This window comes from Streptomyces sp. Y7 (genome assembly GCF_043195415.1).
In the GTDB taxonomy this organism is placed as follows: Bacteria; Actinomycetota; Actinomycetes; order Streptomycetales; family Streptomycetaceae; genus Streptomyces.
Genome location: NZ_JBIDDQ010000002.1, coordinates 538,205 through 555,254, shown reverse-complemented (window position 1 = coordinate 555,254; position 17,050 = coordinate 538,205). Strand labels below are relative to the sequence as shown.

The window sequence follows — 17,050 nt, the reverse complement described above, 5'->3', positions numbered from 1 at the left end:
CAACTCGACTTCTCCGGACCGGACTTGACGCAACAACACGGTCCCGTCGCGGGGATGTCCCGACGCGGTGACGGACAGGGGACCTCCGGGGCGTCGTCCGGTCCGGGTGATCGGGGTCGCGAACCCCTCGGAACGGCGGAACGGCTGTCGCCCCCAGCCCCCGCCAGGCCCTCACGGTTGCTTCACAGCCCACCCGGAGCCTAGGGTGAATGCGCTTTCATTCGCGTGTCGGCGCATCGCACGACCAGCACGGAACGGGGGATCGATCATGAAGGGCGCCGCATCGTGAACGCCACACCCACGGTGTACGACGTCGCCGAGCGCTCCGGCGTGTCCATCGCGACCGTGTCCAGGGTGTACCGGAACCCCGACTCCGTACGGGCCGCCACCCGTGAACGCGTCCTCGCCGCGGCCCGAGAACTGGGCTACGTGCCCAGCGGCAACGCCCGCGGCCTCGCGAGCCGCTCCACCGGCGTCCTCGGCCTGTGCTTCCCCGACTACGCCGACCCCGGCACCGCGGACATCGAGGACGACGACGCGGCGATGCTCTACTCCGACCAGATCATCCGGGGCATGGAACGGGCCGCCCGCCGGCACGGCTATGCCCTGCTGATCGCCGCGTCGCTCGAAGGCGGCCCGGAGAGCCTCGTCGCCAAGGTGGCCGGCCGGGTCGACGGCTTCGCGGTGCTCGCCCGGACCGTACCGACGGAGGAGCTGGAGGTCATCTCCCGGCGTCAGCCGGTCGTCATGCTCGCCGGGCCGCGCGCGGACCCCTCCCTGGACCACCTCGACCATGTGGAGGTGGCCAACGAGGACGGCCAGTACGAGCTGACCCGCCACCTCCTGGACGACCACGGCTTGCGCCGTCTCGCCTATGTCGGGGTCGACGAGACGTCGCCGGACGTGGAGGCCCGCTTCCGGGGCTTTCGCCGGGCGTGCGCCGAGGCCGGGGTCGACGCCGCAGCACAGCCCGCGCTGCGCATGCCGATGATGACGCAGGCGGAGGGAGCCCGTGCCGCGGACCTGCTCTGCGAAGCGCGCGGCGAGCGGCCCGACGCCTTCGTCTTCGCCAACGACCAGATGGCCGTGGGCGCGCTCCAGGCGCTGGAACGGCGTGGCGTACGGGTGCCGGACGACGTGGCCGTCACCGGCTTCGACGGCATCCCCCTCAGTCGCATCGTCCGCCCGTCCCTGACGACGGTGCGCCAGCCCATGGTGCGGCTGGGCGAGCAGGCCGCCGAACTGCTCATCGGCCGGCTGCGCGGGGAGAGCGGCGCGGAGCCGGTGTCCCTGATGCTCCCGGTGAGCCTGGCCCGCCGGGCGAGCTGCGGCTGCGAGGAGACGGGGCCGGGCACTTTCGGCGCCGTCTGAGGGCTGCGACAGCCTCACGCCGAAGCCGTGCGTGCGAGGAACCCCTCACTCGTAAGGGACGCGCGGCCGCCGTGATCGTTCCCCTCCCACGGCATGCGGTCGTGGACGAGGACGAACGGACCGACGGCGAACCGGTCCATCGCCGGCGTGCGTGACAGAGGTGGCCCGGCTGCCGCAGCCCCGGTCGTCAGGTCGCGGTCGGTATGTAGCGCGCTGCTACGACCTGGGTCAAGGTCAGAAGTCTCGTGAAGTAGGAGGCGCAGTACTCCTCGTCGATCAGAGGAACGATCTTGTTGAGGTCGGCGATGCAGCTCCAGAGGCAGGCGATGCCACTTTCGTCGAGTCCGCCCTTCAGCTCCCTCTGCATGAGGCCGGCGACGTCGGCGTCCAGGAGGACCAGGTCCACGCCGTCGAAGTCCACGCCGCGGAAGCCGTCGGGGAACAGTGCGCGCAGGTGGTTCTCCCACAGCCGGGCGAGGCCAGTCCGAACCCGCCGAGCACGTCCTGCACGGGTCGTTCGGTAGCACGAGCAAAGCCGCCCGGCGTCCACCGTAGGCGTCGTAGGAGATCTCCCGCGCCCGGCAGTCGTTGCGCTCCTCGACGGGCCGGCCGAGCCGGGGTCGCGGAGGGATGCGGTCCGCGCCTGCCTTGCGGTCGCCCCAGAACGTGTCGAGATCCGTCGGGGCGTCCGGTGCGGCGAGGGGCAGCAGGTCGTCGAGGGTATGGCTGTGCGGGGGATCGAAGCCGAAAGGGCGACCGGCGAACGGCATGCGGCGACTGCAGGCAGTCGCGTGCGACGTCCCGGGGGGGAGGTCCGGGCAGCGGCGTCGATCACAGATGCTTTCCCTGTGCATTGATCCGTTTTACGTTGCTGTCGCATCGATGGAGAGCGCACGACCGTGACCGGCCGGCGCAGCGCGGGCCGTCCGTCGGATGTCGCGCTCGTTACCGGAGTGTGACCACGGCCCCTCTTGTCAGGCCCCGAAGCGCTGCAACAGAGTGATGTATGCGCTTACAGACAGCGCATACATCTGCACCAGAGCTCAAGGAGGAGCCCTCCATGAACCGCGCCGCCGCAACCGGGTCGCTCGCCCTCACCCTGGCGTCTGCGCTCACCCTCACCGCCTGTGGCGGCTCGGGTGGTGCGGGCGTGGCAGCCGATGCCGAGCAGACCCTGACCGTCTGGGCCATGGGCACGGAGGGGGAGAAGCTCGGCGACGTGGCCGAGGAGTACGAGAAGACGCACCCCCACGTCACCGTGAAGGTCACGCCGATCGGCTGGGACGTCGCCCACCAGAAGCTGGTCGCCGCGGGCGCCGCCGGAAAGCTGCCCGACGTGGTGCAGATGGGCGGCACCTACCTGGGCGAGTTCGCCGACATGGGCGTTCTGGAGCCGGTCGACACCAAGAAATTCAAGGAGAAGGACTTCTTCCCCGCCGCCTGGCAGCAGGGCTCCTACGACGGCAAGACCTACGGGGTGCCGTGGTACGTCGACACGCGCGTGCTGTTCTACCGCACCGACCTCGCCGAGAAGGCCGGCATCAAGAAGGCTCCGGCCACCATGGCCGAGCTGCAGAGCGCGGCGGCGGCCTACCAGGAGAAGGCCGGCTCCAAGTGGGGTCTGTCCATCCAGCCCCGCGGCCTGGACACCGTGCAGAGCTTCTACCCGTTCCTGTTCTCGGCCGGCGGCGCCATCATCGACGACGACGGCAAGGCCGTGGTGAACTCGCCCTCCGCCGTGCAGGCGCTGGAGAACTACGGCAGCTTCTTCGAGAAGGACCTCAGCGACAAGGGTGTCCAGCCCGGCTACGACGTGACCAAGGACTTCAACACCGGCACCGTGCCCATGTTCTTCGGCGGTCCCTGGATCACCGGCCTGCTCGACGACAACTACCCCGACCTCAAGGGCAAGTGGGCCATAGCTCCCGTCCCCGCCGACCGGTCCTCCGTCTCCATGGCCGGCGGCTCCAGCCTCGCCGTCTCCGCCGACAGCGACCACAAGGCCGCTGCCGAGGAGTTCATCTCCTCCCTGACGGACGCCGAGGGACAGGCCGACTGGTTCGAGCGCACCAAGGACCTCCCCGCCAACACGGCCGCCTGGAAGTCCGGCGACCTCGCCGGTGACCCGGCCCTGCAGATCTGGCGCAAGCAGATGGACACCGCCGAGAGCACCCCCTCCCAGGCCAAGCTGACCGAGATCACCTCCAAGGTCGACGCCGCCATCGAGTCGGTCACCCAGGGCAAGTCCACCGCGAAGGCCGCCCTGGACAAGGCCCAGTCCGAGATCGAAGGCCTCGTGCAGTAGGAGAGCGTGCCCCCTCATGTCCCTCACGACAGGACCGGTCGCCCGCGCGGCGGCCGTCGACAAGAGCCCCGAGCCCGGCACCTCCACGCGCCGCGGGCGCCGCTCCCCGAGCAGGCACAACCTGACGGGCTGGCTGTTCTCCACGCCGTTCCTTGTGCTGTTCGGCCTGTTCATGCTCTTCCCGATCGTCGCCACGCTGCTGATGAGCTTCACCGACTTCGGCGCCCGCAACGTCACCCGCCCCCTGGAGGCGGAGTTCGTCGGCCTGGAGAACTACACCAAGCTCTTCCAGGACGACACCTTCCTCAAAGCCCTGTTCAACACCGGATACTTCGTCGTCGTAGGCGTCCCCGCGACCATCGTCCTGGGGCTCCTCGCGGCGATCCTGCTGAACAACGGCATCGACCGGGCCCGTACGTTCTTCCGCATCGGCTTCTACGCGCCCGTCGTCACGACCATCGTCGCCGTGGCCATCGTCTGGCGGTTCGTGCTCGACCCGACCGACGGGCTCATCACCTCCCTCGCCTCCGAGGCCGGCCTGAGCGCACCGGACTTCCTCGGCTCGGAGACCTGGGCCATGCCGTCGCTGATCGCCATGGCCGTATGGCGCAACCTCGGCACGGTGATGGTGCTGTGCGTCGCGGGCCTCCAGGCGATCCCCACGGAGGTCCGCGAGGCCGCCCGCCTCGACGGTGCCGGCGCCTGGCAGGAACTGCGCAGAATCACCGTCCCGTTGCTGCGCCCCACCCTTCTCTACGCCACTGTCATCACCTCCATCGGCTACCTCAACGTCTTCGAGGAACCGTTCGTGATGACCCAGGGCGGCCCGTCGGACTCCACGCTGACGGTCTCCCTCGACATGTACCGCGAGGGCTTCAACTTCTTCCACATGGGCTACGCGAGCGCCATGGCGTACGTCCTGTTCGTCGTGATCATGGCCATCACGGTGCTCCAGCTCCGCCTGCTGAAGGACAACACCCGATGACCGCCGAGACAGCCGTGAAGGCACACCGCCCGCGCCGCACCGGACGCGTGCGCAAGCCGCTGCTCTACACCGTCGCCTCGGTGGGGCTGCTGGTGATGGCGGCACCGTTCCTCTGGATGGCGCTGTCGGCGTCAAGACCCGCCAGGACCTCACGGCGAGCCCGCCGGTGTGGATCCCCACCCACTGGACGCTGGACAACTTCACCGCACTGCTCGACCAGCTCGACATGCCGCGGTACTTCCTCAACTCGCTGATCGTGGCCGTCCTGGTGACCGTCAGCAACCTGCTGTTCTGCTCGATGCTCGGGTACGCGCTGGCGAAGCTCGACTTCACCGGCCGCTCCAAGGTCTTCGGCCTGGTCCTGGCCGCGCTCATGGTCCCCGGCAACCTCATGATCCTGCCGCTGTACGTGCTGATGAACGGCATGGGACTGATCGACACCTACGCCGGTCTCGTGCTGCCGTTCGCCGCCGGCGCCTTCGGGGTGTTCCTCATGCGGCAGTTCATGCTCCAGGTCCCCGACGAACTGCTGGAGGCGGCGCGCCTCGACGGCGCGGGGGAGTGGTACATCTTCTGGCGGATCGTGATGCCGCTGGTCAAGCCCGCCCTCGCCACGCTGACGATCTTCACGTTCCTCGGTTCCTGGAACAACTTCATCTGGCCCCTGATCGCCACCAACGACCCCGACAAGTACACCCTGCCGGTGGCGCTGGCGACCTTCGCCAACGATCCCAACCGCACGGTCGCCGGCGGCAACGGCATGCTCATGGCCGGCTCCCTGCTCGTGGTCCTGCCGGTCCTCCTGGTCTTCGCCGTCCTGCAACGGCACTTCACGCAGGGCATCGCCACCGCCGGCCTCAAGTAGAGCCACCCCCGCACCGCAGGCTCCGGCCACACGGCCCCGGCGCGGCGCCGCCATGCCCCGACACCCCCCCACCCCCCTACCGGAAAGACAGCGACACACGATGACGCACCCCCGCACCACCCCCTTCCCCGACGGCTTCCTGTGGGGCGCCTCCACCGCCGGTCACCAGATCGAGGGGAACAACGTCAACAGCGACTGGTGGCGCAAGGAGCACGACCCGGCGGCCGGCATCGAGGAACCCAGCCTGGACGCCTGCGACAGCTACCACCGCTGGGACGAGGACATGGACCTCCTCGCCGAACTCGGTTTCACCGACTACCGCTTCGGCATCGAGTGGTCCCGCGTCGAACCGGTCCCCGGCACCTTCTCCCATGCCGAGATCGCCCACTACCGCCGCATGGTCGAAGGCGCCGTCGCCCGCGGACTGCGCCCGATGGTCACCCTGCACCACTTCACCGTCCCGCAGTGGTTCGAGGACCGCGGCGGCTGGACCGCGGACGGCGCCGCCGACTTGTTCGTCCGGTACGTCGAGCGCTGCGCGCCGATCATCGCCGATGGCGTGCCGTACGTGTGCACCATCAATGAGCCCAACATGATCGCCGTGATGGCCGGTGCCGCGAAGGCCGGCGACCAGGGCTTCCCGCCGGCCGGCCTGCCCACCCCGGACGAGGAGACGACCCACGCGATCATCGCCGCGCACCACGCGGCGGTGAAGGCGCTGCGCGGCCGCCACCCCGACATCAAGGTCGGCTGGACCGTCGCCAACCAGGTCTACCAGGCGCTGCCCGGAGCCGAGCAGGTCACCGCCGACTACCGCCACCCCCGCGAGGACGTCTTCATCGAGGCCGCACGGGGCGACGACTGGATCGGTGTCCAGTCCTACACCCGCACCAAGGTCGGGGCCGACGGTCCGATCCCCGCCCCCGAGGACGCCGAACGCACCCTCACCCGGTGGGAGTACTACCCGGCGGCGGTCGGTCACGCGCTGCGCCACACCGCCGACGTCCTCGGCGACGACACCCCGCTGATCGTCACCGAGAACGGCATCGCCACCGCCGACGACAGCCGCCGCGTCGACTACTACACCGGAGCCCTCGACGCCGTCGCCGCCTGCCTCGACGACGGCCTCAACGTTCGGGGCTACCTCGCCTGGAGCGCCCTCGACAACTACGAATGGGGGTCCTACCGGCCCACCTTCGGCCTCATCGCCGTCGACCCCGTCACCTTCGCGCGCACGGCGAAGCCGTCCGCCGCCTGGCTCGGCGGCCTGCGCCGTGAGGGCGGGCTGCCTCGCGCGGAGGGCTGAAGCGGCCCGGCGGGCGGGGCCGGTTGAACCATCCGAGCGGGCGCGGGCCGGCCGGCACCTGACACCGGCCGGCCCCCGCCACACCCCGTCCGCAACTCCTCGGCACGACCCGGCACCACCGCATCACGGCACGTACACCCGTCCGCTGACCCGAGGGAGTCAGATCAGCCATGAACCGCCGAAGCTTCCTGACCGCCGCCGCGACCACCGCCGCGGCCGTCACGTGCACGACCCCGCTCACCGCACGAGCGGCCGAGGCCGCCCCCGCGTCCCGCACCGACTCCGAACGCCGCCTGCTGCGTGAGTGGTTCCTCGCCACCCACCGCTCGATGGAGGCCATGACGACCGAACTGGGCCTGGCCGCCGACAAGATCGACGTCAGCGGCAGCGGTACACCGGTGCCCTCCGCGCAGACCTCGCCGACCAACATCGGCTGCGGCCTGTGGTCCACCGTCGCCGCCGCGGGGCTGGGCGTCATCTCCGGGACGACGATGCACCGGCGCCTCGACCGCGCGCTGAGTGCCGTGGAGCGACTGGAACGAGCGCACGGCTTCTGGTTCAACTGGTACGACGCCCACGACGGCTCCCTGCTGACGACCTGGCCCGAGACCGGTGACCCGGTACGCCCCTTCCTCTCCACCGTCGACAACGCGTGGCTCGTCACCGGCCTGCGCATCGCCGCCCACGCCGACCCGGCCCTGCGCTCACGCGTCGCCGCACTCCTCGCCGACGCGGACTGGTCGTACTACTACACGCCCTACGACCCGTCGGACCCCGTCGCCGGCCCCGGGCAGCTCCGCGGCGGCTACTGGCCGGACAAGCCGGGCAAGGGCGAGCCGACCGGCCACCACTACGGCGCCCTCAACACCGAGCCCAGAATGGCCAGTTACCTGGGCATCGCGGACGGCTCCCTCCCCTCGGAGCACTACTGGCACCTCTTCCGCACCCTGCTGCCCGGCGCGGGCCAGGAACAGCAACCGCAGGGCGAGTACGTCGACATCGACGGCGTACGCGTCTGGGAGGGCCACTACACCTACCGGGGCCGCGACCTCGTCCCCACCTGGGGCGGCTCCATGTTCGAGGCGCTCATGGTCCCCCTCTTCGTACCGGAGAGCGAGTGGTCCCCGCACGCCTGGGGCACCACGCACCGGCGTTACGTCCGCAGCCAGATCGAACACGGCCTGCAGGAGGAGGGGTACGGCTACTGGGGCTTCTCCCCGGCCTCGATCCCCGACGGCGGCTACCGCGAGTACGGCGTCGACGCCATCGGCATGCAGGAGGACGGCTACCACTCGCTCGGCGTCGTCACCCCGCACGCCAATTTCCTCGCCCTCCCCCAGGCCCCGACGGAGGCCCTCGCCAACCTCCGCGCCCTGGACCGCACCTTCGGCGCCTACGACGACCGCTACGGCTTCCGCGACTCGATCGACGTCACCACCGGCCGCGTCAGCGACTTCGTCCTCGCCCTCGACCAGGGCATGATCACCGCCGCCCTCGCCCAGCAACTGCGCCCCGGCCTCCTCCAAGCCCCCTTCCGCACACCCGACTTCACCACCCGAGTACGACCCTTGCTGCACAAGGAACGCTTCTCGATCTGACCGCCCCGGGGTGTGCGCGATGCATGGCTGACCGCGGCGAGCTGCCGCCGCGGTCAGCTCGGGGCTCCGTGGGCGGTCTACTCCTGGGCCGTGGGCCCCTCGGCGCCGGCCACCGCGGGTACCGGCTCTTCGATGAGTGCCGGGAGGGCCTGTTCGGCCCAGAGGACCTTGCCCGTGGGGGTGTAGCGGGTGCCCCAGCGCTCTGCCATCTGGGAGACCAGGAACAGGCCTCGGCCGCCCTCGTCGGTCGTCGCGGCGTAGCGCAGGTGCGGGGAGGTGCTGCTGCCGTCGGAGACCTCGCAGATGAGGGTGCGGTCGCGGATGAGGCGTACGTGGATCGGCTCGGCGCCGTACCGGATGGCGTTGGTGGTGAGCTCGCTCAGGATGAGTTCCATGGTGAAGGCGAGTTCCGACAGGCCCCACTCCTCGAGTTTGCCGGAGACGGCGTCCCGCATGCCCGAGACCGCCGCCGGGTCCTGGCGTACGTCCCAGTCCGCGATCCGGTCGGCCGGCAGTTGGCGGGTACGGGCGACGAGCAGGGCGACGTCGTCCTTGGGGCGCTCGGGGAGCAGACGGTCCAGGACGTCCCGGCAGGTCTCCTCGGGTGGGCGCGTGGGATGGCCCGCCAGCGCGGCACGCAGCATTTCCATGCCGACGTCCAGGTCGCGCCTGCGGTCCTCGATGAGGCCGTCGGTGTAGAGGACGAGCTGCGTGCCCTCCTCCAGGCACAGCTCCGCGGTCTGGAACGGCATGCCGCCGACGCCGAGGGGCGGACCGGCCGGCACGTCCGGGAAGCTGACCGTTCCGTCGGGCCGGACCAGCGCCGGCGCCAGATGCCCCGCACGCGCCATGACGTAGCGACGCGTCACGGGGTCGTAGATCCCGTACAGACAGGTGGCGCCGACGACGCCCGAGGCGCTCGCGGTCGCCTCGTTCTGGTCGATGCGGCCGACCAGGTCGTCCAGATGGCTCAGCAGCTCGTCGGGCGGCAGATCGAGCGCGGAGAAGTTGTGCACCGCGGTCCGCAGCCGACCCATCGTGGCGGCGGCGTGCAGGCCGTGCCCGACGACATCGCCGACGGCGAGAGCGACCCGGCTCCCCGGCAGGGGGATCACGTCGAACCAGTCCCCGCCGACGCCCGACTGCGCGGGGAGGTAGCGGTAGGCGATGTCGAGGGCGTTCTGCTCGGGCATCGCCTGTGGCAGCAGGCTGCGCTGGAGGGTGACCGCCATGGCGTGCTCGCGGGTGTAGCGGCGCGCGTTGTCGATGCTGATCGCGGCACGGGCCACCAGTTCCTCGGCCAGCGACAGGTCCTCCTCGTCGAAGCGCTCGTGGTCCTGAGCGCGCCAGAAGGTGGCCATGCCCAGCACCACGCCCCGGGCCTGGATGGGGGCGGTGATCAGGGAGTGGATGCCGTAGTCGATGATCGCCGCGGCGCGCTCGGGGTCCTGCAGGCGCCAGGTCGTGGCGGTCGGCAGATCACTCACCAGCTGCGAGCGGCCGCTGCCGTAGCCGCGAGCCTGCGGCGTGGCGGGCTGGTAGGCGAAGAGCCGGCCCTGGCCGGAGAGCGGATGGTCGTCCCGGATGCCGCACACGGCCGCGCGCCGCATGTCGTTCGCGGTGGGAGCCGGCTCCTCGCCGTGCAGGACGGCGTCGGCCAGGTCGACCGTGACGAAGTCGGCGAAGCGTGGAATGGGGACGCACGCCAGCTCCTCCGCGGTGCGCAGCACGTCCAGCGTCGTGCCGATCTGCAGTCCGGCGTCGTACAGCAGCCTGAGCCGCTCCCGTGCGACCTCCGCTCTGCCGGTCACCGCCTGGAGCTCGGTGGAGTCGCGCAGCGTGACCACCGTTCCCTTGGGTCCACCATCGCGATCCGTGGGCCGCTGGTTGACCGCGAGCAGCCGATCTCCCGCGAGGTGCACCTCGTCGGTGGCCTCACGCCCGGACACGAGCAGTTCCTTCGTCTCGGGATCGAGGCCCGACAGCTCCGGCACGCGCCGCCCCTCCACGTCCGGGGGCAGCTCCAGCAGGCGTCTCGCCTCGTCGTTCGCCAGCATGAGCCGCCCGTCGGGAGCCACGATCAGCACGCCTTCCCGGACGGAGTGGAGCACGGTGTCGTGGTGCTCGTACATCAGGGTCATCTCGTCCGGGGCCAGGCTGTGCGTCTGCCGTCGCAGGCGCCTGCCCACCAGGGCCGTCACTCCCGTGGACAGCACGAGCGCCGCGGCCCCGGCGCCGAGGATGATCGGCAGCTGCCGGTAAACCTGACTCTCGACGTTCTTGACCTTCATCCCGGCCGAGACGAGGGCGACCACCTGGTTGTCGTCGTTCCTGATCGGGACCGTGGCCTGCACCTCTCGGCCGAGCGGGCCGTTGACGCTCTCCACATAGACCTTGCCCGCCAGCGACGGTCCGATCTCTCCCACGAACCGTTTACCGATCCGGTCCGGCAGGGGGTGCGTGTACCGGATGCCCTCGGTGTTCATGACCACGATGAAGTCGACGCCGGCAGCCCGGCGTGCCGCTTCGGTCAACGGCTGGAGGATCTTGCTCGGGTCCGGGGACTCCAGGGCCTCCAGTACGCCTGGTGAGTGCGCGAACGTCTGAGCCACGGCGGTGGAGCGGTGCCTGGCTTCGGCGCTGGTATCCCGCTCCGACTGCAGGACCAGGGCAATGACGGCGCAGCCCACGAGCAGCACCACCAGAGCCACCTGGAAGACCAGCACCTGCCCGGCCACACTTCGCGTGCTCTTGCTGAACAGCCGTTTGACCGAAAGGTGCCGAAAGCGGGCGAATCGATTCGCCATGCGACCTTTCTAGCATCGGTGATCCGAGGTGGCCAGAGCCCGCCTGCCGGATCCTCGCCCGGCTGACCTCGGACGTCTGTGCCGTCGCACCTGCCCGGCGGCGGTTCCGGAGGGAGTCGCCGCCCGCCCGGACGCTCACGCCTGGCCATGATTTCTGCGCGCTTGATGTGGTCTTACGCCGATATGATGCATTTTGTGATCATGTCTGCTCGGCACGGGCGCCGTCGGCCCGCCTACAGCGGCCGATGGGACGCCGCCCGGCTGTCACCCGTGATCCTGGCGGTCCTCATCGCCGGACTGGCGTTCTCCACGCCCAGGGAGATCGCCATCAGCCGCCTTCTGCCCGCCGCCCCCGCACTCGCCGCCGCGATGTGGCCGGTGTTCCCCACGATCCTGCTGGGGGCCTTCTGCTTTCTGATCATGATCGTTCTCAGCTTCTTCTACACCGATCTGGGGACGCAGTACACGGCCGCCGCGATCATCGCCGTCACTCTGGCGGCCGCTTACGGAAGCCACGTCCGAATCCAGCGGGAGGAGATCCTCTTCCACGTCCGGCTCGTCGCCGACGCGGCCCAGAAAGTGCTGCTGCGCCCCCTGCCGCGCCGCATCGACGACGTCGAGATCGAGTCGCTGTACCTGGCGGCCCAGGAGCAGGCTCGGATCGGCGGAGACTTCTACGAGGCGGTCGGCACACCACACGGGGTCCGGCTGCTCATAGGCGACGTACGGGGCAAGGGACTGTCCGCGGTGGGTGCCGCCTCGGCGGTGATCAGCTGTTTCCGGGAGGCCGCGTACGACGAGCCCGACCTGCAGGCCATCATCCATCGCCTGGAAACCACCATCACCCGGCACAGCGCCGCGTTTCCCACCCACGACCAGCCCGAGCACTTCGCCACCGCCCTCCTCGCCGAGATCCCGCACGGCGGCGGCCGCGTCCGCATCCTCAACTGCGGACACCCTCCACCACTGATCGCGCACGGCGGGAAGGTCCGCGTCCTGGAACCCACCATCGCCTCCCCGCCCCTCAACCTCGCGGCCCTCATCGGCGACCGCTACTGGGTCGATGTCGTCGCCTTCGCCCCGGGTGACCGGCTGCTGCTCTACACCGACGGCGTCTCCGAGACCCGGGACCACGACGGCCGGTTCTTCCCGCTGACGGACTGGATGCGGCAGCAGGACCTGGAACAGCCCCGCGACCTGCTCGACCGGCTGCACGGCGACCTGCTCCAGCACAGCGGCGGCAGGCTCGACGACGACATCGCCGCCCTCGCGCTCAGATGCTCCGGCACACAGGACCGGGGAGCCGTCGGCGTGGAGGGCTGACAGCGGTCATCCCGACGGATCTCCCCGAATCCTCGGCCTCGCGGCCGTCCGGGCGGATAGGGTCCACAGGTGCGTTGATCTTCCGGGCGGCGGCCTCGCGCCGCCGCGGACGGTGCGGGGCGCTTCCCCGAACAGGGACCGCCCCGGCAGCCATGCCCGCCACCACGCCACCACGCCACCGGAGATACGCACCGTGCCCGCTCGGCAGACACTCACCTACGACGCGTTCGTCGCACTCGCCACCGCCGATCCCGCCGTCGCCGGCCTCGTCCTCAAAGGCTCCCGAGCCCATGAAGGCATGATCACCCTGCACTCCGACCACGATCTGTACGTGGTCCTCGCCGACGACGCGACCACCGGCCTCACCCGGTTCGCCGGCCACCGCACACCCGAACTCGATCTCGTCGTCGTCTCTCTCGCCGCGTTCCGCGCGGCGGGTGCGCCCGGCTTCGAGCGTTACGCCCTGGCCCGCGCGCAGGTCGTGCTCGACCGGCTCGACGGAGGCATCGCCCGGATCCTCGCCGACAAGGCGCGGCTGAGTGCCGGGGAAGCGTTCCGGGACGCCGGCGCCTGGCTCGACGCCTATGCCAACGCGCACTACCGGTCGGTCAAGAACCACCGGGACGGGCAGCCGCTGGCCGCTCGCCTCGACGCCGTCGACAGCGTCCGGTTCCTGCTGGAGCTGCTCTTCGCGCTCGACCGCCGTCCCCGTCCCTACAACAAGTACCTGGAGTGGGAACTCGCCCGGTACCCGCTGCCGGGCTGGGACACCGCCGAGCTGCTCCGTGCCGTGGACGGCATCACGACGACCGGCGACGTGTCCCGGCAGCGGAACCTCTTCGCTCTGGTCGAGGTGGCGGCCCGGCAGGCCGGACACGGGGAGGTCCTCGACGCATGGGGCGGGGACCTGGACCTCATGCGCCCTCGGTAGGGGACGTCCCCGGCAGCCGCGGGCGCGCCATGGGGGCGGGGCCGTGCCCGTCCCCATGGCGTCCGCGGTCGGTCAGCCCTGGTGTGCGCCGCGGTCGCCGTCCGGGACCCAGGAGCCGTGCAGCCCGGCGCTCACCCGGTGGGGCAGGTGGACGGTCGCGATCCGGTCGAGCCCCGAGGCGTCGAGGACCAGCAGCTGCGAGGCGTCCTGCTTGAGATCGGAGACGACGGTGAGCAGGTAGCCGTCGTCCTCACGGCTCGCCGCGGCGGCGGGCACGAAGACCGCCTCGCTGGGCATGCGCGCGTCACCGATCTGGCGGATACGACGGGCGCCGCTGGTGCGGTCGTACTTGACCAGACCGTAGCCGCCGAGCCCGGTCTCGTCGGGGAAGGAGATGGCGTACTGGTAGCGGTTCTCGGCGCCCAGATACGCCTCGTTGAGGGTCGGGAACTCCACCGGCAGGTCGTCGACGATCTGCTCGTCGACGGTCCCCGCGGCCATGTCGACGACCCACCGCCGCGTGTACGAGCGGGCCACGGGCTCGGTGCCGCGTCCCGGCGCGCCGATCCACCAGTTCCAGGAGAGCCGGAAACCCTCGCGGTCCACCGTCGGGCCCTCCAGGACGATGCGGCCCCGGCCGTCCTCGTAGGCGTTGGCGACGTGCAGCAGGTTGCCGGGCTCGATGGAGAACCAGCGGATGTGCCCGGCGCCGTCGGCTCCCCGCGGCATGACACCGATCCGGGCCGGGTGCTCGTCGTTCCAGCCGTACGGGATGCCGGAGTGGTCGCTCGGATCGAACGTGACGTTGCCCTCGACGAAGACCACATGACCGCGGGTGACGGCGAAGTCGTGCTTGAGGGAGGCGGTGGCTCCGGGGATCTCGGCCTCGTGGACGATCTCGCCCTTGGCGTCGGCGACGTAGTGGATCAGGTACGGCGGCATGGGTGACGAGGCGAAGAAGTGGAGCTCGCCCGTGACGGGGTCCTCCTTGGGGTGCGCGGTCATGGCGGTGCGCAGTTTGCCGTGGAAGTCGTAGGCGCCGACGGTCTCCAGGTCGGGGCCGAGTTCGAAGGGAAGGTTGGCCTCGCACAGCGCCAGCAGCCGTCCGGCGTGCTCGATGACGTGGGTGCCGGCGGTGCTGGCCGTCAGGTCCGGGCCCCGCTCGGTCATATAGGGGGCGCCGTCGAGGGCGGGGGTGTGCACCCAGCGGTTGCGGTACCACTCGGCGCGTCCCTCGCGCAGCCGGATGCCGTGCACCATGCCACTGCCCTTGAACCAGTGGGTGGGGGTGACGCCGGGCTTGGGGTTGTGACCGTTACGGAGCAGCCGGCCGGTCAGCTCGGGCGGCAGGCTGCCCTCGACGGTGAGTTCGGTGGCGGTGATCTCGTCGGCGACGGGGGTGTAGTGGCCGGTCAGGTAGGGCTTGTTCGCGGTCATTGACGGAAACCTCTTTCGCTGAAGGTGATGTGACGTCAGGCGAACAGTTCGGCGCGCGTTTTGAGGGCGGCGAGCCAGTCCGCGAGGGATGCGTGGAGGGCCTGGCCGAGCTGCTCGGTGGCGGCCTCGACCGGGTCACCGCTCCAGGACTCCTCGGTGTGCACGGTGACGTGGTCGCTGTTCTGCTCGAACGTCCAGACGTGCACGCCGGTGATGCCGGCGGCGGGCCCGCCCCACACGATCCGTTCGCCGGGGACCAGTTCCTGCACGGTGGACGTGATGTCCAGTCCGTGGGTGCGCCAGGTGAACGAACTGCCGGGCCTGAGAGGGCCGTTGACGGCGGCTCCTTCGATGTCCGCGTTCCAGGCCGGCCAGCCGGGGATGTCGGTGTGCAGAGCCCACACCGTTGCGAGCGGGGCGTCGATCTTGATGCTGAGACGGACGACGACGGGTGCGGTCTCGTCGATGGTGGTCATGGCTGTACTCCTTTGCCGACGGGGTGGGTGGCGGGGTGCGGCCGAGCCGCTTCGGTTCAGCCGGTACGGGTTTTCCGTGGCGCCGGTGGCGCGGGGACGACCGCGGTCCGGGCACGCCTGCGACGGGTGAGGGGCGGCGCGAGGAGGGCCGTGGCCGCGAGGAGCGCGGCCGACACGGTGAACGCGGCCCGGTAGCCCGCGGTGAGTGCCTCCCCGTGCGGCTCGTGGACGCCGGCGTGGGCGGTGACCGAGCCGGCGAGTGTCGCGAGGGCGGCGAGTCCGATCGCGCCGCCCACCTGACGGGTGGTGTTCACCAGCCCTCCGGCCAGGCCCGCGTCCTGCGCCGGTACGCCGTCCACGGCGAGTTCCGTGAGCTGCACGAAGGCGATGCTCAGGCCGAGCCCGACGACGACGCTCGGGCCGAGGATGTCGGTGACGTAGCTTCCGTCGGCGCTGATCCTCGACAGCCAGAGCAGGCCGGCCGCCTCGGTGAGCAGGGCCGCGGTCACCGTCGTGGTGGCGCCGAGGCGCCGGGACAGCCGCGGCGCCAGGGCGGAGCCGAGCATGTTGGCGGCGGCCAGCGGGAGTTGGCCCGCACCGGTGGCCAAGGGGCCGTGACCGAGGACCTGTTGCTGGTAGAGCGGCAGGAAGAAGAACAGGGCGATCCATACGGACCCGAGCAGAGCCATGAGCAGGTTGCCGGCGGCGACCCGGCCCATGCCGAACAGGCGGGGCGGCATCAGGGCGTTCGGCCGACGCAGCTCGATGACGGCGAACGCGGCGAGGAGTGTCGCGGCAGCCGCGAGGGCGCCGAGCACCCGGCCGCCCGTCCAGCCGGCGCCGCGCGCCTCGGTCAGTCCCCAGACCAGGCACGTCAGCGCGAGCGTGACGGTGACCGCGCCCAGCAGGTCGAACCGTCCGGATCCGCGACCGAGCGCGGGAGCCGTACCGGGGACCAGGACGCGGACGGCAGCCAGCACCATCAGAGCCCCCAGCGCGACGCAGTGGAAGATCCATTCCCAGCCCCAGGCCTGGGTGAGGACACCGCCCAGCAGCACCCCGCCCGCGCCTCCCGCGCCGGAGACCGCGCCCCACACCCCCAGCGCCCTGCCGCGCCCGGCACCGGACGGGAACAGGCCCATGACCAGCGCGAGCGCGGCCGGCGCGATGGCGGCGGCGCCGAGACCCTGAACGGCGCGGGCGGCAATGAGGACCTGCGGTGAGGCGGCGGCTCCCGCTGCCAGCGAGGCGACCGCGAAGAGAGCCAGGCCGACCGTCAGTACCCGGCGGCGCCCGAGCAGATCGGCCGCCCGTCCGCCGGCCAGGAGCAGCGCTCCGAAGGCCAGGGTGTAGGCGTTGACCACCCAGGTCGTGCCGCCGTCCGAGAGCCCGACGCCGGCGCGGATCTGCGGCAGCGCGACGTTCACGATCGAGGTGGCGAGCATGACGGTGAACTGGGCCGCGGCGAGCACCGCGAGCACGGCGGACCGCCGAGGGGCGGGAGGTGTCCGCGCCGGCTGTGTGCGGGGGAGGTTCATGGCGCACAGCCTCAGGCGGGGCGCTGTCCACTATCCAGGGTCGTCAGCGGCGATGACCGTCCACTGCTGTCCGCACCTGTCCACCCGTTCCGCCGGGAGAGGGGCCGC

12 protein-coding genes and 1 pseudogene are annotated in these 17,050 nt (G+C 70.9%); 8 read left to right on the top strand and 5 right to left on the bottom strand.

The genetic code is table 11. The annotated features are described in order from the left end of the window. Positions 1 to 303 precede the first annotated feature (303 nt). Entirely contained in the window at positions 304 to 1,371 is a 1,068-nt protein-coding gene (locus tag ACGFW6_RS08420; RefSeq protein ID WP_393506968.1) for a LacI family DNA-binding transcriptional regulator, read from the top strand. Positions 1,372 to 1,558: 187 nt separating this feature from the next. Here the strand turns inward: ACGFW6_RS08420 and ACGFW6_RS08415 are convergent, their stop codons facing one another. Beyond that, a complete protein-coding gene (locus tag ACGFW6_RS08415) occupies positions 1,559 to 1,792 on the bottom strand; it encodes a hypothetical protein (protein WP_393505991.1) in 234 nt (77 codons plus the stop codon). Between the two features lie 639 nt (positions 1,793 to 2,431). On the opposite strand from ACGFW6_RS08415, the gene ACGFW6_RS08410 reads away from it, so the two are divergent. From ACGFW6_RS08410 to ACGFW6_RS08390, 5 genes and pseudogenes are all read left to right on the top strand, one after another. Beyond that, positions 2,432 to 3,676 carry a sugar ABC transporter substrate-binding protein gene (locus ACGFW6_RS08410; protein WP_393505989.1) on the top strand — a complete coding sequence of 415 codons (1,245 nt, stop codon included), beginning with the start codon at positions 2,432 to 2,434 and terminating at the stop codon, positions 3,674 to 3,676. Positions 3,677 to 3,692: 16 nt separating this feature from the next. After that, positions 3,693 to 4,661 carry a carbohydrate ABC transporter permease gene (locus ACGFW6_RS08405; protein ID WP_393505986.1) on the top strand — a complete coding sequence of 323 codons (969 nt, stop codon included), beginning with the start codon at positions 3,693 to 3,695 and terminating at the stop codon, positions 4,659 to 4,661. Then, positions 4,658 to 5,526, top strand: a pseudogene (locus ACGFW6_RS08400) (carbohydrate ABC transporter permease). The gene ACGFW6_RS08405 and the pseudogene ACGFW6_RS08400 overlap by 4 nt, the downstream one beginning before the upstream one ends. Positions 5,527 to 5,626: 100 nt before the next feature. Beyond that, the gene (locus ACGFW6_RS08395; RefSeq protein ID WP_393505983.1) at positions 5,627 to 6,832 is read left to right on the top strand and encodes a glycoside hydrolase family 1 protein; all 1,206 of its coding nucleotides are present in this window, start codon (positions 5,627 to 5,629) and stop codon (positions 6,830 to 6,832) included. A gap of 170 nt (positions 6,833 to 7,002) precedes the next feature. Next, positions 7,003 to 8,430: a glucoamylase family protein gene (locus tag ACGFW6_RS08390; RefSeq protein ID WP_393505981.1), complete on the top strand. Its 1,428-nt coding sequence runs from the start codon at positions 7,003 to 7,005 to the stop codon at positions 8,428 to 8,430. 77 nt (positions 8,431 to 8,507) lie between these two features. On the opposite strand, the gene ACGFW6_RS08385 is transcribed toward ACGFW6_RS08390, so the two are convergent. Continuing rightward, positions 8,508 to 11,237, bottom strand: a complete 2,730-nt coding sequence (locus ACGFW6_RS08385; protein WP_393505979.1) for a SpoIIE family protein phosphatase — start codon at positions 11,235 to 11,237, stop codon at positions 8,508 to 8,510. Positions 11,238 to 11,438: 201 nt separating this feature from the next. Here ACGFW6_RS08385 and ACGFW6_RS08380 point away from each other — a divergent pair, with 201 nt between their 5' ends. Together ACGFW6_RS08380 and ACGFW6_RS08375 are read left to right on the top strand one after the other, a co-directional pair. After that, positions 11,439 to 12,560: a PP2C family protein-serine/threonine phosphatase gene (locus ACGFW6_RS08380; protein ID WP_393505976.1), complete on the top strand. Its 1,122-nt coding sequence runs from the start codon at positions 11,439 to 11,441 to the stop codon at positions 12,558 to 12,560. Between the two features lie 193 nt (positions 12,561 to 12,753). After that, positions 12,754 to 13,491 carry a hypothetical protein gene (locus ACGFW6_RS08375; protein ID WP_393505974.1) on the top strand — a complete coding sequence of 246 codons (738 nt, stop codon included), beginning with the start codon at positions 12,754 to 12,756 and terminating at the stop codon, positions 13,489 to 13,491. Positions 13,492 to 13,563: 72 nt separating this feature from the next. Here ACGFW6_RS08375 and ACGFW6_RS08370 read toward each other — a convergent pair whose 3' ends face one another. From ACGFW6_RS08370 to ACGFW6_RS08360, 3 genes are read right to left on the bottom strand one after another with little or no spacing between them, the layout of a single operon-like run. Beyond that, positions 13,564 to 14,928, bottom strand: coding sequence for a carotenoid oxygenase family protein (locus ACGFW6_RS08370; RefSeq protein WP_393505971.1), 1,365 nt, complete (start codon positions 14,926 to 14,928; stop codon positions 13,564 to 13,566). A 35-nt stretch (positions 14,929 to 14,963) separates the two neighbouring features. Then, a complete protein-coding gene (locus ACGFW6_RS08365; protein WP_393505969.1) occupies positions 14,964 to 15,404 on the bottom strand; it encodes an SRPBCC family protein in 441 nt (146 codons plus the stop codon). A gap of 56 nt (positions 15,405 to 15,460) precedes the next feature. Beyond that, positions 15,461 to 16,942: an MFS transporter gene (locus ACGFW6_RS08360; protein ID WP_393505966.1), complete on the bottom strand. Its 1,482-nt coding sequence runs from the start codon at positions 16,940 to 16,942 to the stop codon at positions 15,461 to 15,463. Positions 16,943 to 17,050: the final 108 nt, after the last annotated feature.

Excerpts from the sequence above, each read along its gene's own strand:
- ACGFW6_RS08410 (WP_393505989.1), top strand. The coding sequence starts at position 2,432 with ATGAACCGCGCCGCCGCAACCGGGTCGCTCGCCCTCACCCTGGCGTCT.
- ACGFW6_RS08405 (WP_393505986.1), top strand. The coding sequence starts at position 3,693 with ATGTCCCTCACGACAGGACCGGTCGCCCGCGCGGCGGCCGTCGACAAG.
- ACGFW6_RS08395 (WP_393505983.1), top strand. The coding sequence starts at position 5,627 with ATGACGCACCCCCGCACCACCCCCTTCCCCGACGGCTTCCTGTGGGGC.
- ACGFW6_RS08390 (WP_393505981.1), top strand. The coding sequence starts at position 7,003 with ATGAACCGCCGAAGCTTCCTGACCGCCGCCGCGACCACCGCCGCGGCC.
- ACGFW6_RS08385 (WP_393505979.1), bottom strand. The coding sequence starts at position 11,237 with ATGGCGAATCGATTCGCCCGCTTTCGGCACCTTTCGGTCAAACGGCTG.
- ACGFW6_RS08380 (WP_393505976.1), top strand. The coding sequence starts at position 11,439 with ATGTCTGCTCGGCACGGGCGCCGTCGGCCCGCCTACAGCGGCCGATGG.
- ACGFW6_RS08370 (WP_393505971.1), bottom strand. The coding sequence starts at position 14,928 with ATGACCGCGAACAAGCCCTACCTGACCGGCCACTACACCCCCGTCGCC.
- ACGFW6_RS08365 (WP_393505969.1), bottom strand. The coding sequence starts at position 15,404 with ATGACCACCATCGACGAGACCGCACCCGTCGTCGTCCGTCTCAGCATC.
- ACGFW6_RS08360 (WP_393505966.1), bottom strand. The coding sequence starts at position 16,942 with ATGAACCTCCCCCGCACACAGCCGGCGCGGACACCTCCCGCCCCTCGG.